This is a genomic window from Pelagicoccus enzymogenes (assembly GCF_014803405.1).
Taxonomy (GTDB): Bacteria; Verrucomicrobiota; Verrucomicrobiia; order Opitutales; family Opitutaceae; genus Pelagicoccus; species Pelagicoccus enzymogenes.
In genome coordinates this window covers 391419-415890 of the sequence record NZ_JACYFG010000002.1, presented here as the reverse complement: position 1 = coordinate 415890, position 24472 = coordinate 391419, and the positions used below count along the sequence as shown (strand labels likewise).

Here is a 24472-nt window from a genome sequence, read left to right as displayed (position 1 = left end):
TACGAGTTGGGTTTAGCAACTTTTTAAAGAGACCGAACGACATGAGCATCTTCCTTTACGCATACACTTTGGCCGAGGCTCCTCACGACCTTGAGGACTTGACGGGCGTGGAGGGGCGAAACCTGTTCATGGTGACGGTCGGCAAAGTCTCGGCGATCGTGAGCGCCTACGGTCAGAAGACGTTGACGCTGAGCGGGGACGATATTTTCGCTCACCAGCACGTGCAGCGCCTCCTGATGTCGCAGGCGTCGATCATCCCGTTGCAGTACGGCTTGACCTTGTCCAGTCTCGCTCAGGTGGAACGGGTCCTCTCCAACAACGAGGCCGTTTTGGAGAAGGAGCTGAATCGGATCTATCGCAAGGTCGAGATGGAGGTGACGATGCGTTTCGACGTGCCGGACCTGCTTGATCACATGATCGAGAAATATCCCTTCCTTCGAGACGAGAAAGGTAAAGTCTTGAACGGACGCTTGCTCTACTTCCTCGGCGACCGAGCCAAGAAGGGAGAAAAGTTCACCCGCATGCTCGCGAAGGAAAAGGAGATCTACAAAAGCAAGCTCCAGGAAATGATCGGTCCTTGGTGCGCGGAGATCAGCGAAAGCCGCTTGCCTCGCTCCGAGGCGGATGTCGTTACGTTTAACTGTTTGGTTAATCGAGAGCGTCTCCGCGTATTCGAAAAGTCGATCTACGATGCGGGAGACCGCTTTGCTCCTCACTTCGCGTTTTCCTACAACGGACCTTGGGCTCCGCAAAATTTCTGCAGCCAGAATCTGATTTCGTACAAGTAGGAATGCCGCTGCTGCGTCGCTCGAAGAGCGGATCAGCAGCAGGGGCTTTGATGAGATAGGAGTGTTTAAAAGATTCCTTGGGGTGTCTCTACCTCATGCTTGGGTGGTTTCTGATCAGGTTACGCAATCGTAACAAAGAACGGTCTAAACCCTTAATTAGGTCGCGTCGTTCCATGTGGCGTTGACCGCAGGGTATCTGGAAAAGCCAGGCGCGGTTTGGTGTTGGTCTTCTTCAAACCTAATTCCCACAGATGAGTTTAAAGTTACGAATCCTCCTAGGTTTTCTAGGGAGCATTGTCCTCGTAGTCGTCCTATCGGCTTTTGCGATCCTAACGATCGGCGATTTGTCGAGTCGCATGGAGAGCGGAAAGAATCGCATGGTGTCGAAGATGGAGCGGGAATCCGCGATCGTTCGCAAGGCCAACGATATCGTGGGCATCTCGCGGCAGATTCGGGCGGTATCGACGTTTTCTGGCTTGGAGAGCTTTCCCATCGAGGAAAAGTTAAACGCGGTGCTTGGTGGCGAGGAGGTGGCAATCAAGGAGTTGCCGGAAAACATCCGTACCGAAGTGACCCAGCTTTACCTCGCGAGGCGGAACTTCCTGGAACTGATGGAGACCATCCCGGCCTCCTTGGACGATATCGAGTCTCGCCTCGGCAGGCTTACTGCGTCGTACCGAAAGCGGCTGGAAGCGATCCCCATGGAGCAGCTTTCGGAAGCGGACCGTGCCAAGGCGAACGGGGCCTTGCTGGAGTTGTCTTTGGCAGCCTCGCAAATCCTGTCAGCTGCCCAGCGTACGGTGGCTTTGTCTCATGATGATGGCGCTTTTGCCCGTTTCGAAAAGAAGGTCATGGATTCTGTGGTGGCAGCCCAAGGAGGGTTCGCTCACTTGGAAGAGAGTCTTGCTGCGAGCTCTGCTGGCGAAGCGCTCGCGGAGGACGCGTTCGGCGAACTGGGGGCGATACTTCTTGGATTCGTGGATGAGGAAGGTTTGTCGCAACGCCTTGAACAGCTTTCCATCAAGGCGAATTCCATCGATGCCGCGTCGGAGAACTTGTATGCGTCGATCTATGAGATTCAGGACGGAGCCCGCGAACGTTCGACTGAGATGGTGGAGGACTTGGACGAGCAATTGGCTGGCGTGGTCTCGCGGGCGATCCAGGGCCGCCATACCATTTTTTGGATTTGTGGCGTTGGCTTGACGCTATCGATCGTCATGGGCGTCTGGATACCAAGAGTCGTGAATCGCAGGTTGGTCTCCGCGTCCAGCAAGATGTCTGAAGTCACTGCGGCATTGAGCGCTTCCTCCGAGCAAGTCATGGCGGCGAGCAGTGTTTTTGCTTCAGGCTCGGATCAGCAGGCTGCTAGCTTGGAAGAGACGCTGGCAGCTTTGCAGGAGATTTCAAACCGCTCCGACGAAAACATTGGCAATGCGGACAAGACAGTGGAGGCGACTCGCCTTGCCCGCGAGTCCGCTGAAGATGGCGTCGTTGAAATCCAGGAACTCGCGGTCGCGATGGAGAGCATCCAACGGAGCAGCGCGGAGACGGCTGACATAATCGGGACCATCGAAAACATTGCCTTTCAAACGAACTTGTTAGCCTTGAATGCAGCGGTCGAAGCGGCTCGGGCAGGAGCGGCTGGAGCAGGTTTTGCGGTGGTCGCCGACGAAGTGCGTGGTTTGGCGCAACGTGTTTCCAAAGCAGCTAACGAGACGAGCGGTAAGATAGAGCAAGCGATCCATGACTCGGAGAGGGGCGCTCGAATTTCTCTGAAAGCCAAGGAACGCTTGGAGGAGATTGTATCCAGAATCCGCGAAGCGGACGGTTATGTGGAAGTGATTGCGCAGGCGACATCCCAGCAGTCTTCAGGGATTTCGCAGTCTACGGAATCGATGAAGCAAATGGATCAAGTAGCTCGCGGCACAGCTCAAAGCGCTCAGCACACGGCCCAAGCTGCGGACTCTCTCGAGAGGCAGTCGCACCGTCTTCGCAATGCGGTCGACGAGCTCAATGCCTTGCTGACCGGGGCCCGGGCGGAGAACTCGCCGGATGAGCAAAAGGATCTTCCCGGGGGCCGAATCGAGGGTGACTGGAACGAATCGTTTGCTGAACCCTTTTTGCGAGCCTCGCCCCGAACGGAAAGATCGAGACTCAACTAGCTTGTCGGAGTCTCGCTCTCTTCACGCCAGCGGCGATGGTACCAAAAGTATTGCTCCGGATTGTCGGCGATGACTTTGCCGAGCGCTTCGTTGTAGGCTTCGACCACAGCTACTTTTTTCTCGTTCGGCGTTTCGCGCTCGGGGATGGGAAGTTCGGAAATCGTTACGGTATGGGAACCGTCGGCCTCGCGGCGTCCTGACATCATGAATACAGGCGCATTGTATTTTACTGAGAAGGAGCCTGGCAGGGGCAAGGTGGACGCGTTCTTTCCCAGGAAAGGCACTACGATGCCGCCTGCTCCAGCATGTTGGTCAGCCACCATGACGACGGCTCGGCCAGCTTTCAGTTTTTCTAAGATGACTTTAATCGCGGTGCGGCCCTTGGTGATAAACTCGACGCGATCGCCAGGGATCTTGTGGATAAAGGCGTCAACCTTCGCGTTGTGCTGCTTGCCGACGAGGAGAGACAGAGGGATGTCCCGCATCGCAATGGCAGCGAAGTAGATGGCCCAAGCTCCGAAGTGTCCGGTTAGGAGGATTGCTCCGTTTCCTTTGGCCAGCGCGTCCGCTACGAGTTCCAGGTTCTCGATTTTCACGAGCTGGGGCACTTGGTCTCGGTCCTTTATCCCGTAGCGTATGAATTCGGCGATGGTGCGACCGAAGTTCTTAGCGGCTTGCTTGCCGATTTGCTTGAGTTCGCTCTCGCTCGCTTCGGGGCGAGCGTTGGCAATATTCGAGAGCACGAGACTGCGGCGCATGCCGGTGACCCATCCGAACCAGCCTATAGCTGATCCGAGGTTAAGCGCCCATGAGCGAGGAATCGCGCAGATGAATCGGGCGAGGCTGACGAGCGCTAGGTACTGAATCTTGTGGGAAAGTCGCATTTCGATTTCCCGGCAAGATTGGCCTTAAAGCTGATCGGGGCAAGTGCCTATGCGTCGTTAAGAGCGGTTGGCCCGGAGCTCGGTTTTTGGAACGTGTAGCGATTGATGGACTCTGCGATATCGATGATGAGAGCAGGCTTGGCAAGGTAGTCGTCCATGCCTGCCTTTTCGATCTCCAGCAGCGCTTCGGGTTCGGTGTTCGCGGTGAAGCCGACGATCCAAGGTTGCGGTCGGTTTTCTGGCAGGGTGTCGCGGATTTCGCGGGCGGCGGTGAGGCCGTCTTTGATAGGCATCCTCACGTCCATGAAAACGATATCAAAGTCGTTCTCCTTAACGAGCTCGCAGGCGGCCTTGCCGTTGGAGGCCGTCTCGATATTCAGCCCGATTAGCTCCATGTGGTGGATGAACACGTTGCGGCTCAGCTCATTGTCTTCCGCGAGCAGGATCTTGAGCTTCCCCCATTTCTCGGTTGGGTAGGAGGCAAAGGGAGTGGTGTCGTCGTAGTGAGGCGTTTCGCTGCTGTCGGCATGCTTCAGCAACATATTTCTTAGATCTCGATGGCGTATCGGCAAAGTAAGGACAGCGGCTGCAGTGGTCTTGCGAATCAAGATCGAATGGTCGGCATGGGAAATAAGCACGACTCGCTCGAAGTTTCCGATACGGGTCGCTTTTTCGACCGCCCTGAACTCGTCGTCCGAAATTACGGAGACGAGCGTCAAGTCGGCTCGGGTATCCTTTTCCTCGTCGGCGGCTAGGACGCGGCAGTTCCAAGAGCGCAGGCTAGCGGTGAGCGATTCCTCGAGCGCGGGCGGCATATCGCGCAGGCGAACGCAAACGGGAGTTTCTACATCCAATGGCTTGCTGATCGGACCGCCGAGGCTTTCGATGCGCCGGATTGGCAGCGTGAGGTGGAAGGTGGAGCCTTTCCCCGGCTCGCTCTCGACGCTGATGTCGCCTCCCATGGCGAGCGCGAGGCGGTAGCTGATGGTCAACCCCAGTCCGGTGCCTCCGTAGTGGCGGGATGTGCTTCGGTTCGCTTGGGTGAAGGATTCGAAAATGCTCTGGTGGCGATCCTTGGGAATTCCGATTCCGGTATCCTTGACGCTGATACGGATGCGTTCCCCCTGGCTGCGATCGGCTGGAATGTGAGTGGCGCGCAGCGTAACGGAACCGTGATCGGTGAACTTGAACGCGTTGCTGAGAAGGTTGACGAGGATCTGGCGAAGTCGAGTCACGTCGCCTGACATGTGTGACGGAAGCTTGGCGTCGAAGTTGGTGCAGTGGATGAGCCGATTGTTTTTCTTGGCCGCAGCTGCGATATCCATGGCTTCTTCGACGCAGGCGAGAAGATCGAAGGGGGTGTTTTCCAGCTCGAGCCGGTTTGCTTCGATCTTGGAGAAGTCGAGGATGTCGTTGATGAGGTCGAGCAGGTTTACCGCGCTTTTTTGGATGATGCCGATTTGGCGGGCGCGGCTCTCGTCGAGGTCCTCGAATTGCAGGACGGAACTCATGCCGATGATGGCGTTCATGGGCGTTCGAAGCTCGTGGCTCATGGTTGCCAGGAAATCGCTTTTCGCTTCGAGGGCGCTTTCCGCTTTCTCACGGGCTTTCACGAGCTTTGCCGTGCGATCGGCGACCAGTTGTTCGAGGTTGCGATTGGTTTCGAGGATTGCCTGGTCGCGCTGGCGAACGGTGGAAAGCATGAAGTTGATGCTGTCTACCAGCATGCCGACTTCGTCGTTCCCCTGTTTCTTGGCCCGTAGCTGGTAGTTGCGTTCTTCCGATACGCGATGGGCGAGGTTTGCGAGCTCCTCGATGGGGCGAGTGATCAGCGGGAGCAGCCGTTTTGCCAGCAAGATGGAAACAGCGAGGGACCCGATCAGGATGATGCTGTTGATGAAAAGGCTCGTCGTCAGCTGAGCGAAGAGTTCCGAATTGTCGGAACGCAGGTAGATGCTTCCGACGGCTGAGCCGTTGAGTTCGATTTCTTGAGCAATGGAGAAGGAGGTGGCCGACGATTGCGATCCGGCCTGCGGCGGAGAGATTGGGAGCTCGCAGTTTTCGTCGCGCAGGTATTGGGCGAAAAGCTGTCCGTCGGATTGGTAGATCGCGGCGCAAGTGATGTGCGGTTCGCTGCGAAGCGTCGCCAAGTGTTCTTGAGCTGTGATGTTGTCTTCGAAGCGGAGGGCGGCGACGGAGTTGCCGGCGAGGATTCCAGCCATGGAGCTGAGCTTGTCGCTCTCGCGTTGGGCGACGATATGGTACTCCCGCAGAATGCTGGAGCCGGTGATGAGCCCCAAGGAGAGCAGGCTGCAAGTGGACACGATAAGCAGGATCTTGTTGGCGATCGATGCTTGCCAGTAGCGTCTCACCAAGGTCTTGACGGGTCCCCTCATACTAGCGAGGGGATGCCGTTATGCTTGTAAGCGAGTGATTTAGGTACGCCTGGTGCCTCAAGCCGTTGCCAGCTTTTCTTGAGTCCGAGATTTGCTTTGGGAGATCGCTTCGCATTGCGCCAAAGTGCACTGGATGGAGAAAGCGGGGACGGGGGTCGAGCGCAGGATTCATTCGAACGTGTATTTCGGGTTAACCACTAGGGTTTGTCGGAACGGAACCCTCAATGGGAGACCTTCTGCAGGTGGGTGGATTCGTGGAAATAAAAAGCCTGACTTCAGGTTTTACTGAAAGTCAGGCCAGAAAGCTACGGTAGTAGCGCGGGTTATGCAAGCACTAGGAACTTGGCCTCGTGCCAAACTGTCCCGTCGATCTTAGAAATCCCCGCCTTGGCGTTCGCTGCCATGTGCAGAGCGATCTTGAAGATGAGCTCGGTTGACTCCGGCTTGCCCAGCTTGGCTGCGATCGCAGGAGCGTCGAGGGCCTCGCCCTTGTTCGCTTCGAGAGTTTCCACGATGGCCTTGCCGAGTTCGATGGCGGAACCGGCAGCCTTCTTGCCCGCTTCCACGCCCGGCTGGTGGTAGGCGTTGATGTTGGTCAAGGTGGCGTAGTAGCCGACCGCGCGCTCGTAGAGGGCGATGAGGTTGGCCACGCTGGCTTCGGAGATTTCGGCCACGGTGAGGGTGACGGATTGGCGGTCCTTCTCGGCGAGCGCTTCGCGGGTGCCGAGGAGGAAGCCTTGCAGGTAGTCGCCGGAGGTGACGCCAGGCTCGACTTCGATGGAGGGGCCGTTGCGGTCCTTGAGGACTTCGATGAGAGTGGCGAAGAAGTTGGGCACGCCTTCGCGCAGCTGCTGGACGTAGGCGTGTTGGTCGGTGGAGCCTTTGTTTCCGTAGACGGCGATGCCTTGGTTGACGACGTTGCCGTCGAGGTCGAATTCCTTGCCGAGCGACTCCATGATGAGCTGCTGGAGGTAGCGGGAGAAGAGCAGGAGGCGGTCCTTGTAAGGAAGGATGACCATGTCTTTCTCGCCCTTGCCGTTGGTGGCGTAGTACCAAGCGAGCGCGAGCAGGGCGGCCGGGTTCTTCTCGATTTCCTTGGCGCGGGTGACCTTGTCCATGGCGGCGGCGCCGTCGAGGAGGGCTTGGATGTCGAGGCCTTGCAATGCGGCGGCGACGAGGCCTACGGCGCAAAGCACGGAAGTGCGTCCGCCGACCCAATCCCACATTTCGAAGCGCTCGAGCCAGCCTTCGGAAACGGCGACCTTGTCCAGCTTGGAGTCGACGCCGGTGATGGCGACGGCGTGCTTGGCGAAGTCGAGTCCCATGTCGGCGTAGGCTTTTTGGGCTTCCAGCATGCCGTTGCGGGTTTCGGCGGTGCCTCCGGACTTGGAGATGACGAGGGAGAGGGTGTTGCCCAGGCGGTCGCCGATGGCGTTGAGGGCGAGGTCCATGCCGTCCGGATCGGTATTGTCGAAGAAGTGGACCTGGGCTTTGTCTTCGCTAGGGACGCCGAGGGCGTGGGCGATGAACTGGGGGCCGAGGGCGGAACCGCCGATGCCGATGACGAGAACGTCGGTGAACTTGCCGTTGGCGCCCTTGACGGCACCGGAGTGGACCTTTTCAGCGAAGGCTTTGATTTGGGCGACGCTGGAATTGATGGTGTTCTTCAGTTCCTCGGTCGGAGCGAGGTCGGCGTCGCGCAGCCAATAGTGGCCGACCATGCGTCCCTCGTCGGGATTGGCGATGGCTCCTTTTTCCAGCTCGTCCATGGCGGCAAAGGCCTTGGCGAAGGCGCCGCGCTGGGAGTCGATGTAAGCTTCTGGAAGGCCCAGACGGCTGAGATCGAGCGAGAGGTCGACTTCAGGAAAACTGAAGGTGAGTGCTTTGTAGGTGTCCCAAGACATAGTATGTGTGGTTTTCTCGTGAGAGATGAATGAAATTTCTAGTGGTTAAAAAGGAAGAGCCCGGGACGGCGCCCGGGCTCTACCTGAAGAAAGTTGGCAGCGTCCGGGCGCCGGCCCGAACGATTAAAGCGATTATAGGTTTTTGTCCGTGACGGCTCCTTCGGAGGCGGAAGCGGCGAGGGCGGCGAACTTGCCGAGCACGCCGCGCTTTTCGCCCGGACCTTTCGGGACGAAGGCTGCCATTCGCGCTTCGTACTCCTCCTGAGGAATGTTGAGGGAAATGGTGTTTTTGACGGCGTCGATCTCGATCTCGTCGCCGTTTTTCACGATGCCGATGGGGCCGCCGCAAGCGGCTTCCGGCGTGATGTGGCCGACGTCGAAGCCGTGCGATCCGCCGGAGAAGCGTCCGTCGGTGATGAGGGCGACTTCCTTGATGAGGCCGCGTCCGGCGACGGCGGAGGTTGGGGAAAGCATTTCGCGCATGCCGGGGCCGCCGACCGGGCCTTCGTTGCGGATGACCACGATATCGCCTGCCACCACGTCGCCGCGCAGGATGCCCTGCAGCGAGTCTTCTTCGTTCTCGTAGACCTTGGCGGTGCCCTTAAAGTAGAGGCCTTCCTTGCCGGTTATCTTTCCGACCGCTCCAGTGGGAGCGAGGTTGCCGCGCAGGATGCGCAGGTGGGAGGTTTCCTTGATGGGGTTGTCCCAGTCGCGGATGATGTCTTGGTCTTTCGGATACGGCTGAACGTCGGCGAGGTTTTCGGCGATGGTCTTGCCGGTGACGGTGATGCAGGAGCCGTCGAGCAGCCCGCGATCGAGCAGCATCTTCATCATTGGCTGGATGCCTCCGATGCGAATGAGGTGGGACATGTTGTACTTGCCGAAGGGCTTCACGTCGGCGAGCAAGGGGATTTGTTCGCCGAGGCGCTCGAAGTCGTCGATGCTGAGCTCGACGTCGGCCGCGTGGGCGATGGCCAGCAAGTGGAGAATGATGTTGGTGGAGCCGCCGAGGGCGATGCAGGTCTTGATCGCGTTTTCGAAGGCGGCCTTGGTCATGATGTCGCGTGGCTTGAGGTCGAGCTCGAGCAGCTTGGCGACTTGTTTGCCCGCGTTGAAGCAGTCCTCGCGTTTGTCCTTGCTGACGGCGAGCTGGGCGGAGGAGCCGGGGAGGGACATGCCGAGGGCTTCGATGGCGGTGGCCATGGAATTGGCGGTGTACATGCCGCCGCAGGATCCGGCGCCGGGGATGGCTTTGCACTCGATCTCCTTCAGCTCGGCTCCGTCGATCTCGCCCTTGGCATGGCGGCCGACCGCTTCGAAGATGGAGACGATGTCGATGGGCTTGTCCTTGTGCAGGCCGGGGAGAATGGAGCCGCCGTAGACGAAGATGGACGGGCGGTTGAGGCGGGCGAGGGCGATCATGCAGCCCGGCATGTTCTTGTCGCAGCCGCCGATGGCGACCACGCCGTCGATGCTTTCGCCGGCGACCACGGTCTCGATGGAGTCGGCTATGACTTCGCGGGAAACCAAGCTGTAGCGCATGCCTTTGGTCCCCATGGAGATGCCGTCCGAAATGGTGATGGTGGAGAAGTTGACCGGTTTGGCTCCGCCGGCGTCGGCGCCTTTGGTGGCGTGGGTGGCGAGCTCGTCGATGTGCATGTTGCACGGGGTGAGGTCGCTGCCGGTGGAGGCGATGCCGATCTGCGGCTTCTGGAAATCCTCGTCGGTGAAGCCCACGGCCCGGAGCATGGAGCGAGCGGGGGCGCGGTCGTTGCCGTCCACCAATGCGGACGAGTGAGGGCGGTTGGTTTTGGCTTGGTCGCTCAAGGGAGGATTGGGTTAAGAAAGTTTGATTTGCCTTCTTCCGCTCAGCCCGTAGCGGTCTGTGCTGAAAAAAGAGAACCTTTACATCAGAGGGCCCGATTGCGATCAAGTTATACTTTGGCCCAAATTCACCGACGATTTTCCCTCCTTACCTAACCCATGGCATTCAGCTTAGACCGAGTTTTAAAAGCCCTCCTCTTTGGCGCGTCCGGACCTTTGAGCGTCAAGGAAATCCAGGGCGTGTTTACCAAGTACCATGCGGCGAGGGAAGTGCCGGAGGGCGAAGAGGTGGAAGAGAATCCGGACTACGAAGAGCCGGAGCAGCCCTTTTTGCCGGGCGACGGCATGCCGACTACGGAAGTGCCCGACTTGGTGACGGCGACTCAGATTCGCGAGTCGATGGACCGCATCGCGGCTGAGATGATCGACAAGGACGAGGTGTATCGTCTGATCGAGCGGCCGAGCGGCTTTTTGATGGTGACTTCGCCGACGGTGGGGGAGTGGATCAGTTTATTGCGGGACGAACCGCGTCCGATCAAGTTGAACCAGTCGGCCCTCGAAACGCTGGCGGTGATCGCCTATCGTCAACCAGTGGTGCGGGCGGAGATCGAGAAGATCCGCGGCGTTTCGATCGATTCGCCGCTCAGCAAGCTGCTCGAGCGCGATTTCGTGCATGTGGTGGGACGCGCGGATTTGCCGGGACGTCCGATTCAGTACGGGACCACGGAAGCGTTTTTGGAGTTCGTGGGCATTCGCTCCATCGAAGAGTTGCCTGCTTCCGACGTTTTGTCGCCGGGCCAGCTCGACGAGTGGCTGCATGAAGTTTCCAACCAGCAGGAAATGACCGAGAAGGAAATGGGACTGCCGGAGGGAGACAAGCGAGAGGAAAGCCAAGAGCCGGCGTCGGAGTCGGAAGAAGCGACCGAGGATGCAGCGGATGCGGCGCCAGAGGATCAGGAAGAGGAGTCCGCTTCCGAGGAGGAAGTAGCGGATACGGAGAATTTGGAAGAGGAGCCGGAGGACGCGGAAACGGAAGGGGACGCGTCCGATGAGCCTGCGGAAGCAGACGATTTGCCCGAAGAGCCCGAGGAAGAAGCCGAGGAGGAAGTAAAGCCTGTCGAGTAGTATGGATTTGGATACGCTAAGAAAGAAGATCGACGAGATCGATCAAGAGGTTCTCAAGTTGCTCAACGAGCGCGTTCGCACTGCGGCGGAAATCGGGCATGTGAAGCGTTTGGAAGGGTCGCCGATCTATGTGGCGAGCCGGGAAGAACAGGTCCTGCGCAAACTCGGAAAGCTGAACCAAGGTCCTTTGAGCGACGAGGCAATCCGCGCCATCTACCGCGAGATCATGTCGGCGGCGATTGCTTTGGAAAAGCCGATGCGCATTGCGTATCTCGGTCCGGAGGCGACTTACACCCACCAGGCGGCGATCAAGAAATTTGGCGCCAGCATCGAATACATCGCGGCTCCAGCGATCCCTGACGTTTTCCATTTGGTGGCTAAGGGCGAGGCGGATCATGGCGTGATCCCGATCGAGAATTCGACGGAAGGCGCGGTATCGCACTCGATGGACATGTTCTTCGAGTCCGACCTGAAAATCTGCGCCCAGATCTTCACGCCCATTTCGCACAGCCTGATTTCGCAGTCCCAGCCGGGTGAAATCGAACGCGTTTATTCCAAGGATCAGGCGATCGGGCAGTGCCGCAAATGGTTGCACGCGCACTTGCCGCATGCGTCGCTGCAGGCCTGCGACAGCACGACCAAGGCGGTGCAGATCGCGAGGGAAGATCCGAAGGCGGCGGCGATCGCGTCGATCCTAGCCTCCGATCTTTATGGGGTGCCTGTAGTTGCGGAGGGAATACAAGATCGTCTGGACAATACGACTCGCTTTCTCGTGATCGGCAAGGAGTCGAGCGGATACGCGTCGGGCGTCGAATTTAAGTCGAGCTTCTTGATCTCGGTCGACCACTCGGTGGGCGCTTTGGAAAAGGCGCTGCATGTTTTCTCGTCGCGTGGCCTGAACCTTAGCAAGATCGAGTCGCGTCCCAGCGGCAAGACGGCGTGGGAGTATTGCTTTTTCTTGGATGTGCTTGGGCATTTCGAAGAGGAGCCAGTGGCTGAAGCGGTCAAGGAGCTGAAAGCGTTTTGTCCCTTCGTGAAGTGGCTGGGTAGCTACCCGAACGCCAAGTAAGCGGCGATAATTCCGTTCTCCCTTGGAGTTCGGGATTGTAGTCCACTTTGGAATACACCATTTTTCTGGGCATGAAGAAGCTCAGGATTGGGGTTATTGGAGCAGGAGCGAACACGCGGTTGCGTCATATTCCGGGGTTCAAGGAGATCGAGGGCGTTAGCGTCGATGTCGTTTGCAACCGCAGCGAAGGGTCTTCGCGTTCGGTGGCGGATGCCTTTGATATTCCTCGCATCGCCAAGGACTGGAAGGAAGTGGTGGCCGATCCGGAAATCGATGCGATCTGCATTGGCACGTGGCCGTACCTGCACGCGGAGATCACCGTTGCGGCTTTAGCCGCGGGCAAGCATGTTTTGACGGAAGCTCGCATGGCCATGAATACCGAGGAAGGCGAGGCCATGGTGGAGGCGTCTTTGAACCGGCCTGAGCTCGTGGCGCAGATCGTGCCTTCTCCTTTCACTCTCAAGTGGGATGCGACGATCAAGAAGATCCTGGCCTCCGGCGAGTTGGGCGAGTTGCGGGAAGTTTCCTTTACCAAGGCTCTAGGCCTCAACGTGGACAGCAAGGCTCCGTTGAACTGGAGGCAGGACCGGGCGCTGAGCGGCAACAACACCTTGATGCTGGGCATCTATTACGAGGTCGTGCAGCGGTGGCTAGGCGAGGAACCTGATCGTTTGCTGGCCAGCGGTGCCGTATTCACGAAGCAACGACAGAAGGGCGCCAACGGAGAGTTGGTCGAGGTGGAGATCCCTGAAACCATCGACGTGATTGCGGAGTACGAAAGTGGTCTGCGCCTCGTCGGTCGCATGACGGGACTGGAACTCGGATCCGGAAGCGATGGATATGTAATCGCCGGCAGCAAGGGAACGCTTCGCATGGACCTGAAGGCAGGTAAGCTGAGCAAGTGTTTGCTTGGTGGTAAGGAGACGGTCGTGGAACCTGCTCCGGAAGATGTTGCGGACTGGAACGTGGAAGCGGATTTCGTGAATAGCATTCGCGAAGGGGCTCCTATCGAACTGACGAATTTTGCGGACGGGCTGGCCTATATGCGTTTCACCGATGCGGCGATCAAGTCGCTGGCGGAAGATTCCGTTTGGGTGAGCGTGTGAAGGGCGGCGAATTTGCTGCTTTGGAGTTAAAAAAAGAGGACGGCTTCGGATGAAGCGGTCCTCTTTTTTATTGTGGGGTGAAAGTTCTGGTTCTTGCTCCTATTTCTTTCCCTCTTCGCCTGTGAGTTCGGGGATGAGGTAGGGGTTGTCGATGTCCTCGGCGACGCCCATGTTGTCCGGAGTGGCGTTGAAGTCGAAGCGGATGATGTCGACGGTGCTGCTGCTCAAGGAGGGATTCTTTAGAACGACCGAGAGTCGGATCTCTTCGAGAAGCTTCTTTTGTCGCCGGGCGTAGTTGAGGTCCTCAAGAGGTCCGTAGAGGTAGGTGAGCAGCTCGTGTTTGTAGCGAATGTACCAGCCTTCGTCGGAGAGTCCGTACTGGGTGACGTCGATTCCAGGGTAGGTTTCGTTGAACTTCTGTTTCGAGAAACGAGCTCCGTCTGCGATGGCTTCGACAGGATAGACGATAATTCTCTCTTGTTGGGCCTGGGCGAGGCAAGTGGCCGCGAGGGCGACAGCGACTGCGAGAAGCGTTTTCATAGTGGGGTGAATCAAGAACTATAGATTCGAAGGGACGGCGACGTCGTCGATTGTTCCCTTGCCGCGTTTGCTACCGGAGGAGCCTCCGATGTCTTCGGGCATGGCTTGGCCATCGCCTTCGGTGGCTTCGTTTTGTTGGTTGCTGGAATTGGGCCGACCTTTGCGGGCGTTTTGGGTTTCCGCGCTTTCTCCGCTTTCGCCGGACTCGCCGCTTTCACCGTCGGAGGCGAGCTCGCCATTTGGGTCTATCTGCTCGCCTTCGCTGCCGATCGCTTGCTCTTCGGGAGCGGGTGGCATCTGGCTGGAAATGGAGGATTGGCTACCGGATTGTCCGCTCTGTCCCTGTTGGCTCTGTGACTGCTGTCCTTGCTGTCCCTGCTGGTTTTGCGACTGCTGCCCTTGTTGCCCTTGTTGCCCTTGCTGACCTTGTTGTTGGGATTGTTGGCCTTGAGGCATCTGCCCTTGTTGTCCCTGTTGTCCTTGGCTGCTTTGCTGCTGGCCCATCGGCGGCTGGCCTTGGCTTTGGGACTGGGACTGCGATTGGCTTTGGGAAGAGGGCATGGGGAAGGGGCTCTTTTGTCCTCCGCTTTGTCCTCCGCCGCTGCCACCGCCCATGATGGGAGGCATTCCCGAGCTGCCGCCGGCTGCTTGGGCTACGGCGCCGGCCATGCCGCCAGGCATGCCGAGCGGGTTTCCGTTGATGCCGGGGATGTTGGTTTGGATCTCGATGGGAGGGAGCTGCGATTCGTTAACCGGCGTGATGCTACCGCCCAAAGGGGTGTTGTTTCCTTTGATCTTGCCTCCGTTGGAACTCGCCCCGTTCTGCACCGCGTCGTAGATCGAGGGATCGGGATCGATTTGGGCTTGGACTGTGGCGAAAGCGCTCAAGCCCAGCGCGACAGAAAACAGTTCTAGGCGACGAAGGTATTTGTGCGAGTTTGCCATGTTTCGAGTGGTCAGGGGTTCGGGAAATGGACGGATTTAGTAATCGTTTTTAACGTTAGCTGAGACGGTGATGGGGTCTTGGCTCATGCCGCCTCGGATTTGAATGCCGAAGCGAACGTCTTGGTAGCCTTTCTTGCGGCCGATGATGAAGTACTTGCCGGGGAGCAGGTCGACTGTGGTGGTGTCGAACTTTTCCGGTTTGCGCATCGAGGGGCCTTGCACGCTGACCCAGGTGGAACCGTCGGAAATGAGGGTAACGGAGACGGGTTGGCTCTGCAGTTGCAGGAACTTGCGGAGGCGTTCTCCTTCCTCGGTCAAGGCGAGGTACTCTGGCTTAGACCGCATTGCCTCGTCAAAGGTTCGTATCGCCAGCTGGAATTCTGTGCGTTGGGCTTCGGATTTGGCGACTTCGATGAGGGTTTCGTAGCGCAGGATGCTGCGAATCATGCGGCCGGTCCGCAAAAGCCCATCCTTGGCTTCCTTAAGGTCAGGTTCCATCTGGACGAGCTCTTGGTATAGGTTGCGGGCGCTTTCCCAGTCGAACTCGCGTTCGAACTCGTAGGCTTGGGTGATGCGAGTGACGATGTCGTTTTGGTGTTTTTCCGCGGCCGCTCTCTCGATGGCCGCCTCGATGTCGCTGCGGTCGGGAAAGATCTCCAGGGCGGCTTGGTAGTTCACGATGGCGTCTTGGAAGCGTGACTCGCTGATCGCGATCTGGGCTGCGGAATAGGCTGCGGTGAAGTCTCTCTCGGCGATCTTGCGTTTGACGCGGGACACCCCGGACTGGGCCTTGGCGGAACCGGAGTCGATTTTAGCTGCCTGCTGGTAGTGCTGCAGGGCTGTTTCGAGCTGGTCGGAATCCTCGCTGGCCTTCGCGGATTCGAGTGCTGCGTAGACTTTGTCTGCGACGCGCGAGCGCTCTAGCTGCTTGAGCGCCTCTTCGTTGGTGGGGTCCAGTTCGAGGACTTTGGTGAAGGATGCGATGGCTTCCTCGCTCTTGCCTTGAGCAATGAAGCGGTTGCCTTGGGCGGCGTTGCTGCGGATGAACTCTTGCTTTGCTTGCTGGACCGCGTCGAGGGACTTGGATGCCTCTTCCATTCTTTGGAGGGCGAGGGTGAAACTTCCGGAATCGAGAAATTTCTTGGCCTCGGATGCGAGCCCGAATGCGGCTTCGAAGCTATCCTCGTCCAAGTGTTTGACGATTTCCAGCTCGCCGGAGCGTACGAGGAATCCGTCGTAGAGCCCGCGGGCCTTTTGCTTGTTTTCGACTTCGGTCGTGAAGTCTTCGATCAGGGCGTCGACGCTGTTGTATTGAGCGATGGCGCGGGCGAAGCGGTTCTTGGCCATGAGGTCGTCGGCCTCGATTTTCTCCTTCTCGATATTGATGAGCTTTTGTCGCAGCACTTCGTTGCCGGTGATCGGCATCTGGCGGGCGGCTTCGAGCTGGCGGTCTACGGAATCCTTTATTCCCTGGGCGCGGGAAACGCTTTCGAAGGCGCGACGAGGGTCAGCCTCGGCGGCGGCTCCGGCGGCGGCGATTTCCTCCGGGCTAGCGGTTGGGGGTGTATAGAAGAACAGGAAGTAGCTGACGATTCCGATACCCACCACGAGCAGGGTTACGATGGCGCCACCCAAGTAGGCTTTCACGGCTGGCTTCGAATTTGCCCCCAAGTCGTCTTCCTCGGGATTCCAGTGGATAACCTTGTGTTTCTTGGGCGTCTGTTGAGAGGGATCTTGGAGATCTGCCATGATTTAAAACTCCTTTGTGAAGGTCGCTTCTTGCGGGGGTGTCGGGTTGCTTGGTTAACGAGTGGTTGAACGAACGATGGGTCACACTATGCCAATTGCGTGCACAAGTGAAGCGTCGTTGAAGGAAATTACGAAAAGCTTAAGAATCTGGATTCAGCCTAAGTCTATTGGACGAGCATTCGGCGGCGGTGTTCAATCGGGATCTGAGGTATTTTCCGCTAGGTAAACGCCTAGTGAAATCGACCTAGGAAGTGGATACGCAGAGTTGGGCTTATCTATTGCAAAAGTGGCCACTTGAGGCGAGGGTCTTTGAAACCAAGTCCTGTTTCCGGACGTATCCCTTGTTGTTACGTGTAGACCCGTTTGTTCCAACCATGAAGACTTCAAAGTTTATCCTGCCCGTTCTGCTTAGCTCCGCCGTTCTTCTCAGCTCTTGTAGTACTACACCTGTTACAGGACGCAAGCAGATGAATCTCACGTCCGACACGAAGGTGGCGGAGATGACGATCGCCGCTTTCGAAGACATGAAGCGGCAAATGCCGATCTCTACCCATGCTGCCTACAACGAGATGTTGCAGTCGGTGGGCAATCGGATTTCCCAGCAAGTGTTTTGGGACATGCCATTGGCGGAGTGGGAATTCGTAGTGTTCGACCAAAACGAAGTGAATGCCTTTGCCATGCCGGGCGGCAAAGTCGGCATCTTCACGGGGCTTTTTCAAATCGTGAAGACGGAGGATGAGCTTGCTTCGGTAGTGGCTCACGAGATCGCTCACGTGACCGCGCGGCACACGCACGAACGCATTTCGCAGCAGATGGTAATCGGCGCCGGCGGGCAGCTCGTGGGAATCGCAGCCGCGGTGACGGGAGCGGGCGTGGCCGGTCTAGGGGGCGGTTCCTACATCAACATGACGCCCATGATCATGGGACTCTACGGCATTGGCACGGGGCAAGCAGCTCAAGCCTGGGACCAGAAGAAAGAGGCGGAGGCCGACCACATCGGTATCATGTACATGGCAAAAGCCGGATACGATCCGAACGCGGCGATCACCGTGATGGAGCGCATGGTCGAGCTGGAAGGAGGAATGGGGGGCAACAACTACAATTCCACCCACCCATCCTCCATGGATCGCCTCAACGCCCTGCATAGCTACTTGGAAGACGCGCTCGCGGAGTACGAGAAGTCGAAAGAATTCTTTTACTGATAGCTGCGAGCCTGAGCGGGCGTTTTGTATCAGAATGGTGAATGCGAGGTGACGCCTGCGTTAAAAGCGTAGCTTCCCGTTTGGGCGATATTGACTCCCTTGTCCTGAAATGGATGATGCGAGACTTAGATGGATGAGGAATCCAGCTCTCTACCTCATTTTTTAAAGCTATGCCCATCAGCGCCAACGATAGGAGAAAGCGGGTCGAACGCTTCATACCTCCGTCACCGACCTCTGCTTACAAAGTCCGCATCTCCGGCAGCGACCTCGACATCGCCCAGGCTCAGCGACTTCGCTACCGCGTTTTCAACCTAGAGCTAGGCGAAGGCCTTGCAGCGTCTGAGGCGACCGGTAAGGACGCGGATCCCTTTGACTTGGTGTGCGACCATCTGCTGGTCGAGCACGTCGTTTCAGGTGAGATCATTGGCACCTATCGTTTGCAGACAGGCGAGTCCGCTTTGGCCAACATCGGCTACTACAGCGAGCAAGAGTTCGATTTCGCTCCTTACGAATCGATCCGGTCGGAGACGATCGAGCTGGGGCGGGCTTGCATCGCCAAGGAGCACCGCAACATGGTGGTGCTTGGCTTGCTTTGGAAGGGGATCGCCCAATACGCGAAGCTTTGCGGAGCCCGTTACCTGATCGGCTGCAGCTCCATTACCTCTACCAATCCTTTGGAAGGGCAGGCAGCGTTTCGGAAGCTGTCCCGCTACTTGGTCGCTCCTGAATTCCTGACGAAGGCCACGGAGAAGTACGACTGCAGCGCAACCGGCGAGGACGAGTCTGAAATCATTGCCCTGTCCCGCACGGTGGACATCCCGCGCCTGATGCGAGCCTACTTGACTCTAGGGGCGCGGATTTGCGGAGAGCCGGCGCTTGATCGGGAGTTCAAGACGATCGATTTCCTGACCTTGCTCGACCTGCGATCGCTGGGCCCGCGAGCCATGTCCAAGTTTTTGGGCTAGTCGCAAGGCCTTTGTCGTTCACGCCAAAAGCTTGTAAAGGAGCTGCTGGTTCGCATTGAAACGATGCGTGAATTTTTTCGTAGCTAAGCTCCGTCAGCTAGGCCGACTTTTGGGTCTCGTCGGCGTATTCGCGATTGCCGGACTGGACTTTCTCTTTCGTGTTGGCCGAAAGCCGAGTCGGCCGGAGCGTTCAGCTTGGTTGCAGCGCAATGCGGCTCGCATGTTGAAGCTGATGGGCTTTCGCGTTTCGGTGGTAGGCCCGGTCCCCGCTGGCGGATTCATTGCTCCCAATCACCTCAGCTACATGGATATCATCGTCTTGGCTTCTGTGACTCCTCAGGTGTTCTTGTCGAAGGTGGAGGTTGATTCTTGGCCGGTGGTAGGCTCCTATTGCCGCATGGCGGGGACGCTGTACATCGATCGCAGGCGCCGATCGGACGTGGCGACAAAGGAAGCTAGCTTTTCCGAGGTGATCGAGGCAGGTTTGAACATGACATTCTTTCTGGAGGGCACTTCCACGGACGGTCGAGCTGTGCTGCCTTATCGAGCCTCCCTCTTGCAACCGCTTGTCGACAACGATTGGCCAATCACTCCGGCGTATTTGAAATATGAATGCGAGCAAGGCGACGTGGCTCAAGACGTTTGCTGGTGGGGCGACATGGGCTTTGCCTCTCACCTGCTTCGCCTTTGCAAGGTTAAGTCCGTTCGAGCTACGATTGTATTCGGAAACCAACGACGGCCCGGTAATGATCGCAAGGCCCTCGCCAAGGAATTGTACGAGGAGGTTCTAGGCTTGAGCGAGAAGTATCGCTGCTAGGGGTTGCCTACTCTAGCTGTTTGGATTTCAACTTTTTTCTGAGAAGCTCTTGGTACTCTAGGATGAGCCTTTCGTTCTTCGAAAACATGCTGAAAAACTGAATGACATTTGGGTAGGCATTGATAGTTGCTTGCGACCCACCCCAATTTTTTATCTGAAATCCACTGTTCCCATCGAGGAAACTCTTTATCTCGAGCTCTATTTGCGAGAATTTACCGGATTCAGCCAGTTGATATAGTTCATCGAGATGTGTAGAGAGTTGATTCGCTGTTTGATTCTCCAAAAGTGTGGGGTATCCCGCTATTCGAGTCTTCGGCAAGAGACTGATTGTGTTGCTGAAGAATATTTTTTCTTGGATGAATGTGCGTCTTAATAATTCGAGAGGTTCGACGCGTATTTGAATCTTAATTATCCCTTCACGTAGCGTATCTTCGGATACGTCGTAGTTTTCTACTATATCCTTTGCAGTCGAAAGGCAAATGAAGGAGACAGCTGTCCATGAGAGCTGCTCTATCAGCGATCGAGCGCATGGCTTTGCTCTCTCTGCAAGGTCTGCATAGTTGTGGAGCTTTAAGAGCGCTTGGTCCGCCGAGTCGTTGTTTGCATCCAGAATCGAATTCCAGGCCAAACTTTTTGCATAGGTGCGAAGATTGCCATAGTTGAATCCTGACGAAAAAGGAAAATCGCTCGGAGCTCCTCCTATCAGATCGAATGCTTCAAGTTCCGTGATGATCCTCTCGGCTTCCTGCAGTTGATCTCGATTGTGTCTAATCTCTTTGGAGTGCTCTTTGAGGTATTCAAGTTTTCCTTCGAATGAGAGATCTTGGATTTTGTAAGGATCGAAGCCTTTTCCTTCATTACGTGTCGCTGCTGCTTCCTGTCTTACTTTGGACTCCCTGCTCCGTATTGAGCTATGTATATAGGGAGAAATCTGAATCTCAGTGAGCTCCCGGATAAGTGCATGGCTTTCTTCAGCACCTTCTGGGTCTGGGTAGTAGTCCTGATAGTTAGTTGAAAAGTTGAGCTTCGGCTCGTCCGTGGCCCCCCAGATGACGACGAAGGTGACGACTAACCAAAAAATGACTCCGATCACGATCGGAGTTTTAAAGGCATTTTTATCCTTCATTGTGTCGGGAGCATGGAGGCAGTGGTGACGAGCGAGGCTTGTTTCGCGTCGTGGGTTTTCGGCTTCATCGAAGCGACAGCTTAGGTATCAGCAGCCCTTTGCCAAACGGAAAGGATGTTCCTGCAAAAACGGCGGGCTCTCGACGAGCCCGCCGCTGCGGTTTTCCAATCTCCAAGTCGGAAAGGCGTTGTTTTCCTAGTTCCAATCGTCGAGCTTGCGGCGGAAGCCCTTGCCTTGGGCGAGAAGCGTCTGCCAGTTTCGCTCGACGTAGGAGGCGGCCAGAATAACGGCGACACCAGTCGCTGCGAGGGATAGCCACAAGTTGTTGCGATAGAGTTCGGCGGCGTAGCTCACGTGGTATGCGAGGCTGAGGCCCGTGCCGGCGAGTCCCATGAAGAGCACGATCTTCTCGCGAATGGTGTAGGAGTATATCGTGCAGCCGATGGCTACGAGGAGAGAGGTGAGAGCGGTGAAAAGGCCGTCGACGTTTGCCATCTGCAGAGTGGCCACGCTGATCGCGGTAGCGGTCGCGATGAAGCGAAAAGAGCGTCCGGATTCGCGGGTTCGGTGCGAGAGGAGAATCACCAGCAGTGCGCTCGGCATGACGAGCAGCAAGAAATACGAGTCCGTACCGAAAATTCGGATACGATCTGCGATCGGAAACCCTATGCTGATGCAGGCGACCGCGAGGGGAGGAAGGCTGAGGTGCTGGTAGAAGCGTTTCCAGGCGACGCTGTTGGTAGCCTGTGGCAGTCCGAAGAAGAACAGTGTGGCAATGGAAGCAGAGAAGAGGGCAACCAGAAGGTTCGAGGTTTCGTAGAGCAGCACGCTGCGTAGCAGCAGGAGGCCGAAAGGCACGAACAGCAGCGAACGCATCGCTCTTCCGTCCCAGGTGCGTAGAACGCTCGATTTCGAGAAGGTTTTGCGATCGAAGTAGGCGAGCAATCCAAGAAGGACGAAGCCCATGCTTGCTACCGTCAATTCGTCACGCAAAGGCACGAGGAGAGCGGTGTTGGCCAATAGGTAGAGGGCGGTCAGCTTCTTGGCGGCAGGCCGTGCCATTGCTGAAAAACCGAAGAACGCGTATGCGGTGAGCAGTACGAATGCCGCCACTAGCGTCAATATGAGCAAGGACGTTCCGATGGGTGAAAACTGGAAGACTTCGAAGTATTCAGGAAACTGGGACGTCGTTCCCTTGATTTGCGCGTAAACGATGGCGCCCAATTGGCAAAAGAGCACGGGGATGAAGGCGGTTCCCAGAGAGAGGAAGGTGCGCGCTCCTTTGTCTTCCTTGAGCTTCAGTCCGCAGAATACGCCGGCTAGGGTGAGGGCGCTGGTGAGAGCGAAGAAGCTGTAATAGCGGATTAAGGGGGCGGCGTCCATCCATCCTCCGAGCAAGAAGGTGATGGCCGAGCCGGCTAGCGAAAGGCCGCCGATCCATCGAAGCAATTGAGGCAATCGACTCCAAATGCGTCGTTCGTCTGCTGATTGGCCTTCCTCGTCTTGTTCATTGGCCCCTGCCTCTGGCAGGGGAAGTTGTTCTAGGGCGCTATCTTGGTTCATTCTGGAGATTGGGTTGGGGGTTATGCTTGGTGAGCTGTTTTGTTCTCAAGGGAGGGCTCGAGTTGCTCGAGTTCCTCTTCGAGGGCGGCGAATTCCTCCTCGCGAAGAAATTCGTCCTCGAGCGAGTCGGTGCAGGCGCTGGATGCGATTTCTGATTCGGCGAGCTTCAGTTCCCAGCGTTCGAAGGTGTCTTCCAATTGCTCGCCGGAGGTGGCCGAGTAGTCTTGGCAAATCTTCATGGCCTTGGCACGGCTGGCCCTGGTGCTGAAGGCGCGCTTGCGCAGCTTGAGCTCGTCGATCTTGTTCTGCAGCTTTCGCAGGTCAGCTTCGATGCTGTCGGCGAGTTGGTTGTGGCTGGGGATTTCTTTTTCCAGCTGAGCGATTTCCGATTCGACGCTTTTGCCGCGGCGCAGGCACTCGATGGCTTTCGCTTTGTCGCTTTCGCGGAGGGCGAGGGCTCGTTCCTTCCAGCGTTCGCGGCTCTGCTCCAACTGGCAGCGTTTGTCCTTCATCCGTCGGATTTCCTGCTTCAGGCGGCCAAGCTTTACCGTGGCGTGGGCGGCGGCGGTTTGCAGTTCCTGTATGGAGCTTGCCACCAAGGATTCGTGGTTCTCGACCTTGCTGATGACAGAGTCGAAGCCGGAGACGATACTGGCGGTCCAGATCTTGAGTTTTCTCATTATGCGTGCGGTTGTGTTCATTGGATGGCGATTTGCCATTTTTCGAACAAGGCTTTGCACGGGGGATGCCAGAGAAGTGACTGATTCTGCGGCGAATGTTTTCTAAGGTGTTGAATTACAGTTGGAAAGGCGGTTTGTTCTTTTTCGGGAGACTCGTCTCGATGGGGTTCTTCGGGTGTTTTTTTGCCAGTGTGAGCCAGGCGTAAAATGTACAGTCGATCCAAACGTTAGTGTTTAGAGGAGACATGACGAAAGGGCTCCAGACTGTTTCTGAAGCGCGGCATTTCATGGGATGCAGGGATAGGCTCTGGTGGGTGTCATTGTAGTTCCTTGCCTAATTCCTATCTGCATTTCCTCCTTGGGAAGCGACCTTGGGTCGCGATTGGAGACCGGTTGATCGCGACGCAAAGTCGCTTCCTACAAAATGTAATAAGTGTTTAGCTTATACCGCTCTAGTAGCCTTTGTAGTGCTCCAGTGAACCAGTAGCTGCGATGGTGGCGACGCGTTGGCTTATTTCTTGGCGTTGGACTTCGTCGAGTTTCGCGAAGCTACGGGCGCTGGCGATGTTTTCCTTTACCTGTTCGACGGTGGCGGTGCCGCTGGTAAGGGAGGCGATGGGGAAGGAAAGAGCGTAGTGGTGAGCCTCCTTGGGCGTGAGCTTTTCGGGAACGATGGCTTGGCGGTCTTCTCCGGCGTTGCGTCCCCAGGGAGCGGCTCCGCCAAAGAAGGACCCGCCGGCCATTGTTTTCATGGCGATTACGCCGAGCTCCTTTTCGAGAGCGACCGGCAGGGCATGGTTGATGAAGCTGTGGTAGCCGGTATCGACGACATTGATTGGCATGAGCACGACCTCGAGCTCTGGCAGGCCGCGTCGCATCATATGGATGTTGGCATCCGGGTGGGTGTGGCCGCTGAAGCCGATATGCTTGATCTTTCCAGCGGCCTTGGCCTCGAGCAAGAAGTCGTAGACTCCGTTCTTGATACGGTTTTCTGCGTCCTCTTCCGACTTGATCCAACGCATGAGATAGATGTCCAAGTAGTCCGTCTTCATGCGGCTGAGAGATTCGTCGAGGTGTCGGCGGGCGGTTGCTCCGTCTTCGGCAGTCGTCTTGGTCATCAGGGTGATATGCTCCCTGTACTTCGGGGTGAGAAACTTGCCGAAACGCTCCTCGCTACGGCCTTTCTGGTAGCCTTGGGCAGTTTCGAAGAAGCGGCAGCCCCCCTCGATCGCCGCTTCGATACGAGCTGCTGCAGACTTTTCCGAGTGTGATCCGATGTGGGCGCCGCCGATGCAGAAGAGCGTCACGTCGAGGCCCGTCTTGCCCAGGGGGCGTTTGGGGAGCACGTAGCCGAGAGCGTCTGAGCTTTCGGCTCGAAGCGGAAGCTGGGCTCCGATCAAGCCTGCCGTCAGCAAGCTCGAGGTTTTCAGGAAATGGCGGCGGTTTATTGGACGGGGGGTATCCATGTTAACTAGCATTTTCGGGCTTTCAAGTCAGGCGTCAACAGGCTGTGGGGCTCAACCGTTTAGCTGAAGGCTTCCTAGGGGGATCCCAACAGATAAGGTGTAATTGAACTTCACCTACACGAAAACTGACGACTTTGGTATTGCTCTATGCGATTGGCAGA

General features: G+C 57.0%; 19 protein-coding genes. 8 read left to right on the top strand and 11 right to left on the bottom strand.

The features are described from left to right. The first annotated feature begins 41 nt into the window (after window positions 1–41). Both IEN85_RS01465 and IEN85_RS01460 read left to right on the top strand, forming a co-directional pair. A complete protein-coding gene (locus IEN85_RS01465) occupies window positions 42–788 on the top strand; it encodes a GvpL/GvpF family gas vesicle protein (protein WP_191615285.1) in 747 nt (248 codons plus the stop codon). 251 nt (window positions 789–1039) lie between these two features. Next, the gene (locus IEN85_RS01460) at window positions 1040–2950 is read left to right on the top strand and encodes a methyl-accepting chemotaxis protein (protein WP_191615284.1); all 1911 of its coding nucleotides are present in this window, start codon (window positions 1040–1042) and stop codon (window positions 2948–2950) included. On the opposite strand, the gene IEN85_RS01455 is transcribed toward IEN85_RS01460, so the two are convergent. The 4 genes from IEN85_RS01455 to ilvD form a co-directional block, all read right to left on the bottom strand. Further along, window positions 2947–3834: a lysophospholipid acyltransferase family protein gene (locus IEN85_RS01455; protein ID WP_191615283.1), complete on the bottom strand. Its 888-nt coding sequence runs from the start codon at window positions 3832–3834 to the stop codon at window positions 2947–2949. The two genes, IEN85_RS01460 and IEN85_RS01455, sit on opposite strands and share 4 nt — an antisense overlap. A 47-nt stretch (window positions 3835–3881) precedes the next feature. Beyond that, window positions 3882–6230: an ATP-binding protein gene (locus tag IEN85_RS01450; RefSeq protein ID WP_191615282.1), complete on the bottom strand. Its 2349-nt coding sequence runs from the start codon at window positions 6228–6230 to the stop codon at window positions 3882–3884. 323 nt (window positions 6231–6553) lie between these two features. Next, on the bottom strand, window positions 6554–8134 hold the full coding sequence (locus IEN85_RS01445) for a glucose-6-phosphate isomerase (RefSeq protein WP_191615281.1): 1581 nt from the start codon (window positions 8132–8134) through the stop codon (window positions 6554–6556). A 132-nt stretch (window positions 8135–8266) separates the two neighbouring features. Further along, window positions 8267–9961 carry a dihydroxy-acid dehydratase gene (gene ilvD, locus IEN85_RS01440; RefSeq protein ID WP_191615280.1) on the bottom strand — a complete coding sequence of 565 codons (1695 nt, stop codon included), beginning with the start codon at window positions 9959–9961 and terminating at the stop codon, window positions 8267–8269. Between the two features lie 156 nt (window positions 9962–10117). On the opposite strand from ilvD, the gene scpB reads away from it, so the two are divergent. The 3 genes from scpB to IEN85_RS01425 all read left to right on the top strand — a co-directional run bounded on the left by scpB (window position 10118) and on the right by IEN85_RS01425 (window position 13258). Further along, on the top strand, window positions 10118–11083 hold the full coding sequence (scpB, locus tag IEN85_RS01435; protein ID WP_191615279.1) for an SMC-Scp complex subunit ScpB: 966 nt from the start codon (window positions 10118–10120) through the stop codon (window positions 11081–11083). A 1-nt stretch (window position 11084) separates the two neighbouring features. Next, window positions 11085–12152 carry a prephenate dehydratase gene (gene pheA, locus IEN85_RS01430; RefSeq protein WP_191615278.1) on the top strand — a complete coding sequence of 356 codons (1068 nt, stop codon included), beginning with the start codon at window positions 11085–11087 and terminating at the stop codon, window positions 12150–12152. Window positions 12153–12223: 71 nt separating this feature from the next. Further along, window positions 12224–13258 (top strand): Gfo/Idh/MocA family protein, encoded by a 1035-nt coding sequence (locus IEN85_RS01425; protein WP_191615277.1) that lies wholly within the window; start codon window positions 12224–12226, stop codon window positions 13256–13258. 99 nt (window positions 13259–13357) lie between these two features. Here the strand turns inward: IEN85_RS01425 and IEN85_RS01420 are convergent, their stop codons facing one another. Genes IEN85_RS01420 through IEN85_RS01410 form a run of 3 tightly spaced genes read right to left on the bottom strand, consistent with a single transcriptional unit; the run spans window position 13358 to window position 16492 of the window. After that, a complete protein-coding gene (locus IEN85_RS01420) occupies window positions 13358–13798 on the bottom strand; it encodes a hypothetical protein (RefSeq protein WP_191615276.1) in 441 nt (146 codons plus the stop codon). An 18-nt stretch (window positions 13799–13816) separates the two neighbouring features. Continuing rightward, the gene (locus IEN85_RS01415; RefSeq protein ID WP_191615275.1) at window positions 13817–14743 is read right to left on the bottom strand and encodes a hypothetical protein; all 927 of its coding nucleotides are present in this window, start codon (window positions 14741–14743) and stop codon (window positions 13817–13819) included. A gap of 36 nt (window positions 14744–14779) precedes the next feature. Then, the gene (locus tag IEN85_RS01410; protein ID WP_191615274.1) at window positions 14780–16492 is read right to left on the bottom strand and encodes a hypothetical protein; all 1713 of its coding nucleotides are present in this window, start codon (window positions 16490–16492) and stop codon (window positions 14780–14782) included. A gap of 467 nt (window positions 16493–16959) precedes the next feature. Between IEN85_RS01410 and IEN85_RS01405 the strand changes: the two genes are divergently transcribed. The 3 genes from IEN85_RS01405 (at window position 16960) to IEN85_RS01395 (ending at window position 19476) form a co-directional block, all read left to right on the top strand. Further along, a complete protein-coding gene (locus tag IEN85_RS01405; RefSeq protein WP_191615273.1) occupies window positions 16960–17694 on the top strand; it encodes a M48 family metallopeptidase in 735 nt (244 codons plus the stop codon). 170 nt (window positions 17695–17864) lie between these two features. Then, complete coding sequence (locus IEN85_RS01400) at window positions 17865–18659, top strand: GNAT family N-acetyltransferase (RefSeq protein WP_191615272.1); 795 nt, start codon at window positions 17865–17867, stop codon at window positions 18657–18659. 67 nt (window positions 18660–18726) lie between these two features. Continuing rightward, window positions 18727–19476, top strand: a complete 750-nt coding sequence (locus IEN85_RS01395; RefSeq protein ID WP_191615271.1) for a lysophospholipid acyltransferase family protein — start codon at window positions 18727–18729, stop codon at window positions 19474–19476. A gap of 7 nt (window positions 19477–19483) precedes the next feature. Here the strand turns inward: IEN85_RS01395 and IEN85_RS01390 are convergent, their stop codons facing one another. From IEN85_RS01390 to IEN85_RS01375, 4 genes are all read right to left on the bottom strand, one after another. Next, window positions 19484–20602: a hypothetical protein gene (locus IEN85_RS01390; protein WP_191615270.1), complete on the bottom strand. Its 1119-nt coding sequence runs from the start codon at window positions 20600–20602 to the stop codon at window positions 19484–19486. Between the two features lie 195 nt (window positions 20603–20797). Continuing rightward, a complete protein-coding gene (locus IEN85_RS01385; protein ID WP_191615269.1) occupies window positions 20798–22165 on the bottom strand; it encodes a hypothetical protein in 1368 nt (455 codons plus the stop codon). A 20-nt stretch (window positions 22166–22185) separates the two neighbouring features. Then, entirely contained in the window at window positions 22186–22845 is a 660-nt protein-coding gene (locus IEN85_RS01380; protein WP_191615268.1) for a PspA/IM30 family protein, read from the bottom strand. A gap of 452 nt (window positions 22846–23297) precedes the next feature. Next, window positions 23298–24311, bottom strand: a complete 1014-nt coding sequence (locus tag IEN85_RS01375) for an aldo/keto reductase (protein ID WP_191615267.1) — start codon at window positions 24309–24311, stop codon at window positions 23298–23300. Between the last annotated feature and the right edge of the window lie 161 nt (window positions 24312–24472).

Bases quoted from the DNA above. Each gene is read 5' to 3' on its own strand.
- IEN85_RS01445 (WP_191615281.1), bottom strand. From the start codon at position 8,134: ATGTCTTGGGACACCTACAAAGCACTCACCTTCAGTTTTCCTGAAGTC.
- IEN85_RS01420 (WP_191615276.1), bottom strand. From the start codon at position 13,798: ATGAAAACGCTTCTCGCAGTCGCTGTCGCCCTCGCGGCCACTTGCCTC.
- pheA (WP_191615278.1), top strand. From the start codon at position 11,085: ATGGATTTGGATACGCTAAGAAAGAAGATCGACGAGATCGATCAAGAG.
- IEN85_RS01450 (WP_191615282.1), bottom strand. From the start codon at position 6,230: ATGAGGGGACCCGTCAAGACCTTGGTGAGACGCTACTGGCAAGCATCG.
- IEN85_RS01410 (WP_191615274.1), bottom strand. From the start codon at position 16,492: ATGGCAGATCTCCAAGATCCCTCTCAACAGACGCCCAAGAAACACAAG.
- IEN85_RS01405 (WP_191615273.1), top strand. From the start codon at position 16,960: ATGAATCTCACGTCCGACACGAAGGTGGCGGAGATGACGATCGCCGCT.
- IEN85_RS01455 (WP_191615283.1), bottom strand. From the start codon at position 3,834: ATGCGACTTTCCCACAAGATTCAGTACCTAGCGCTCGTCAGCCTCGCC.
- IEN85_RS01385 (WP_191615269.1), bottom strand. From the start codon at position 22,165: ATGAACCAAGATAGCGCCCTAGAACAACTTCCCCTGCCAGAGGCAGGG.
- IEN85_RS01415 (WP_191615275.1), bottom strand. From the start codon at position 14,743: ATGGCAAACTCGCACAAATACCTTCGTCGCCTAGAACTGTTTTCTGTC.
- IEN85_RS01390 (WP_191615270.1), bottom strand. From the start codon at position 20,602: ATGAAGGATAAAAATGCCTTTAAAACTCCGATCGTGATCGGAGTCATT.
- IEN85_RS01460 (WP_191615284.1), top strand. From the start codon at position 1,040: ATGAGTTTAAAGTTACGAATCCTCCTAGGTTTTCTAGGGAGCATTGTC.
- IEN85_RS01375 (WP_191615267.1), bottom strand. From the start codon at position 24,311: ATGGATACCCCCCGTCCAATAAACCGCCGCCATTTCCTGAAAACCTCG.
- scpB (WP_191615279.1), top strand. From the start codon at position 10,118: ATGGCATTCAGCTTAGACCGAGTTTTAAAAGCCCTCCTCTTTGGCGCG.
- IEN85_RS01425 (WP_191615277.1), top strand. From the start codon at position 12,224: ATGAAGAAGCTCAGGATTGGGGTTATTGGAGCAGGAGCGAACACGCGG.
- IEN85_RS01465 (WP_191615285.1), top strand. From the start codon at position 42: ATGAGCATCTTCCTTTACGCATACACTTTGGCCGAGGCTCCTCACGAC.
- IEN85_RS01380 (WP_191615268.1), bottom strand. From the start codon at position 22,845: ATGAGAAAACTCAAGATCTGGACCGCCAGTATCGTCTCCGGCTTCGAC.
- IEN85_RS01400 (WP_191615272.1), top strand. From the start codon at position 17,865: ATGCCCATCAGCGCCAACGATAGGAGAAAGCGGGTCGAACGCTTCATA.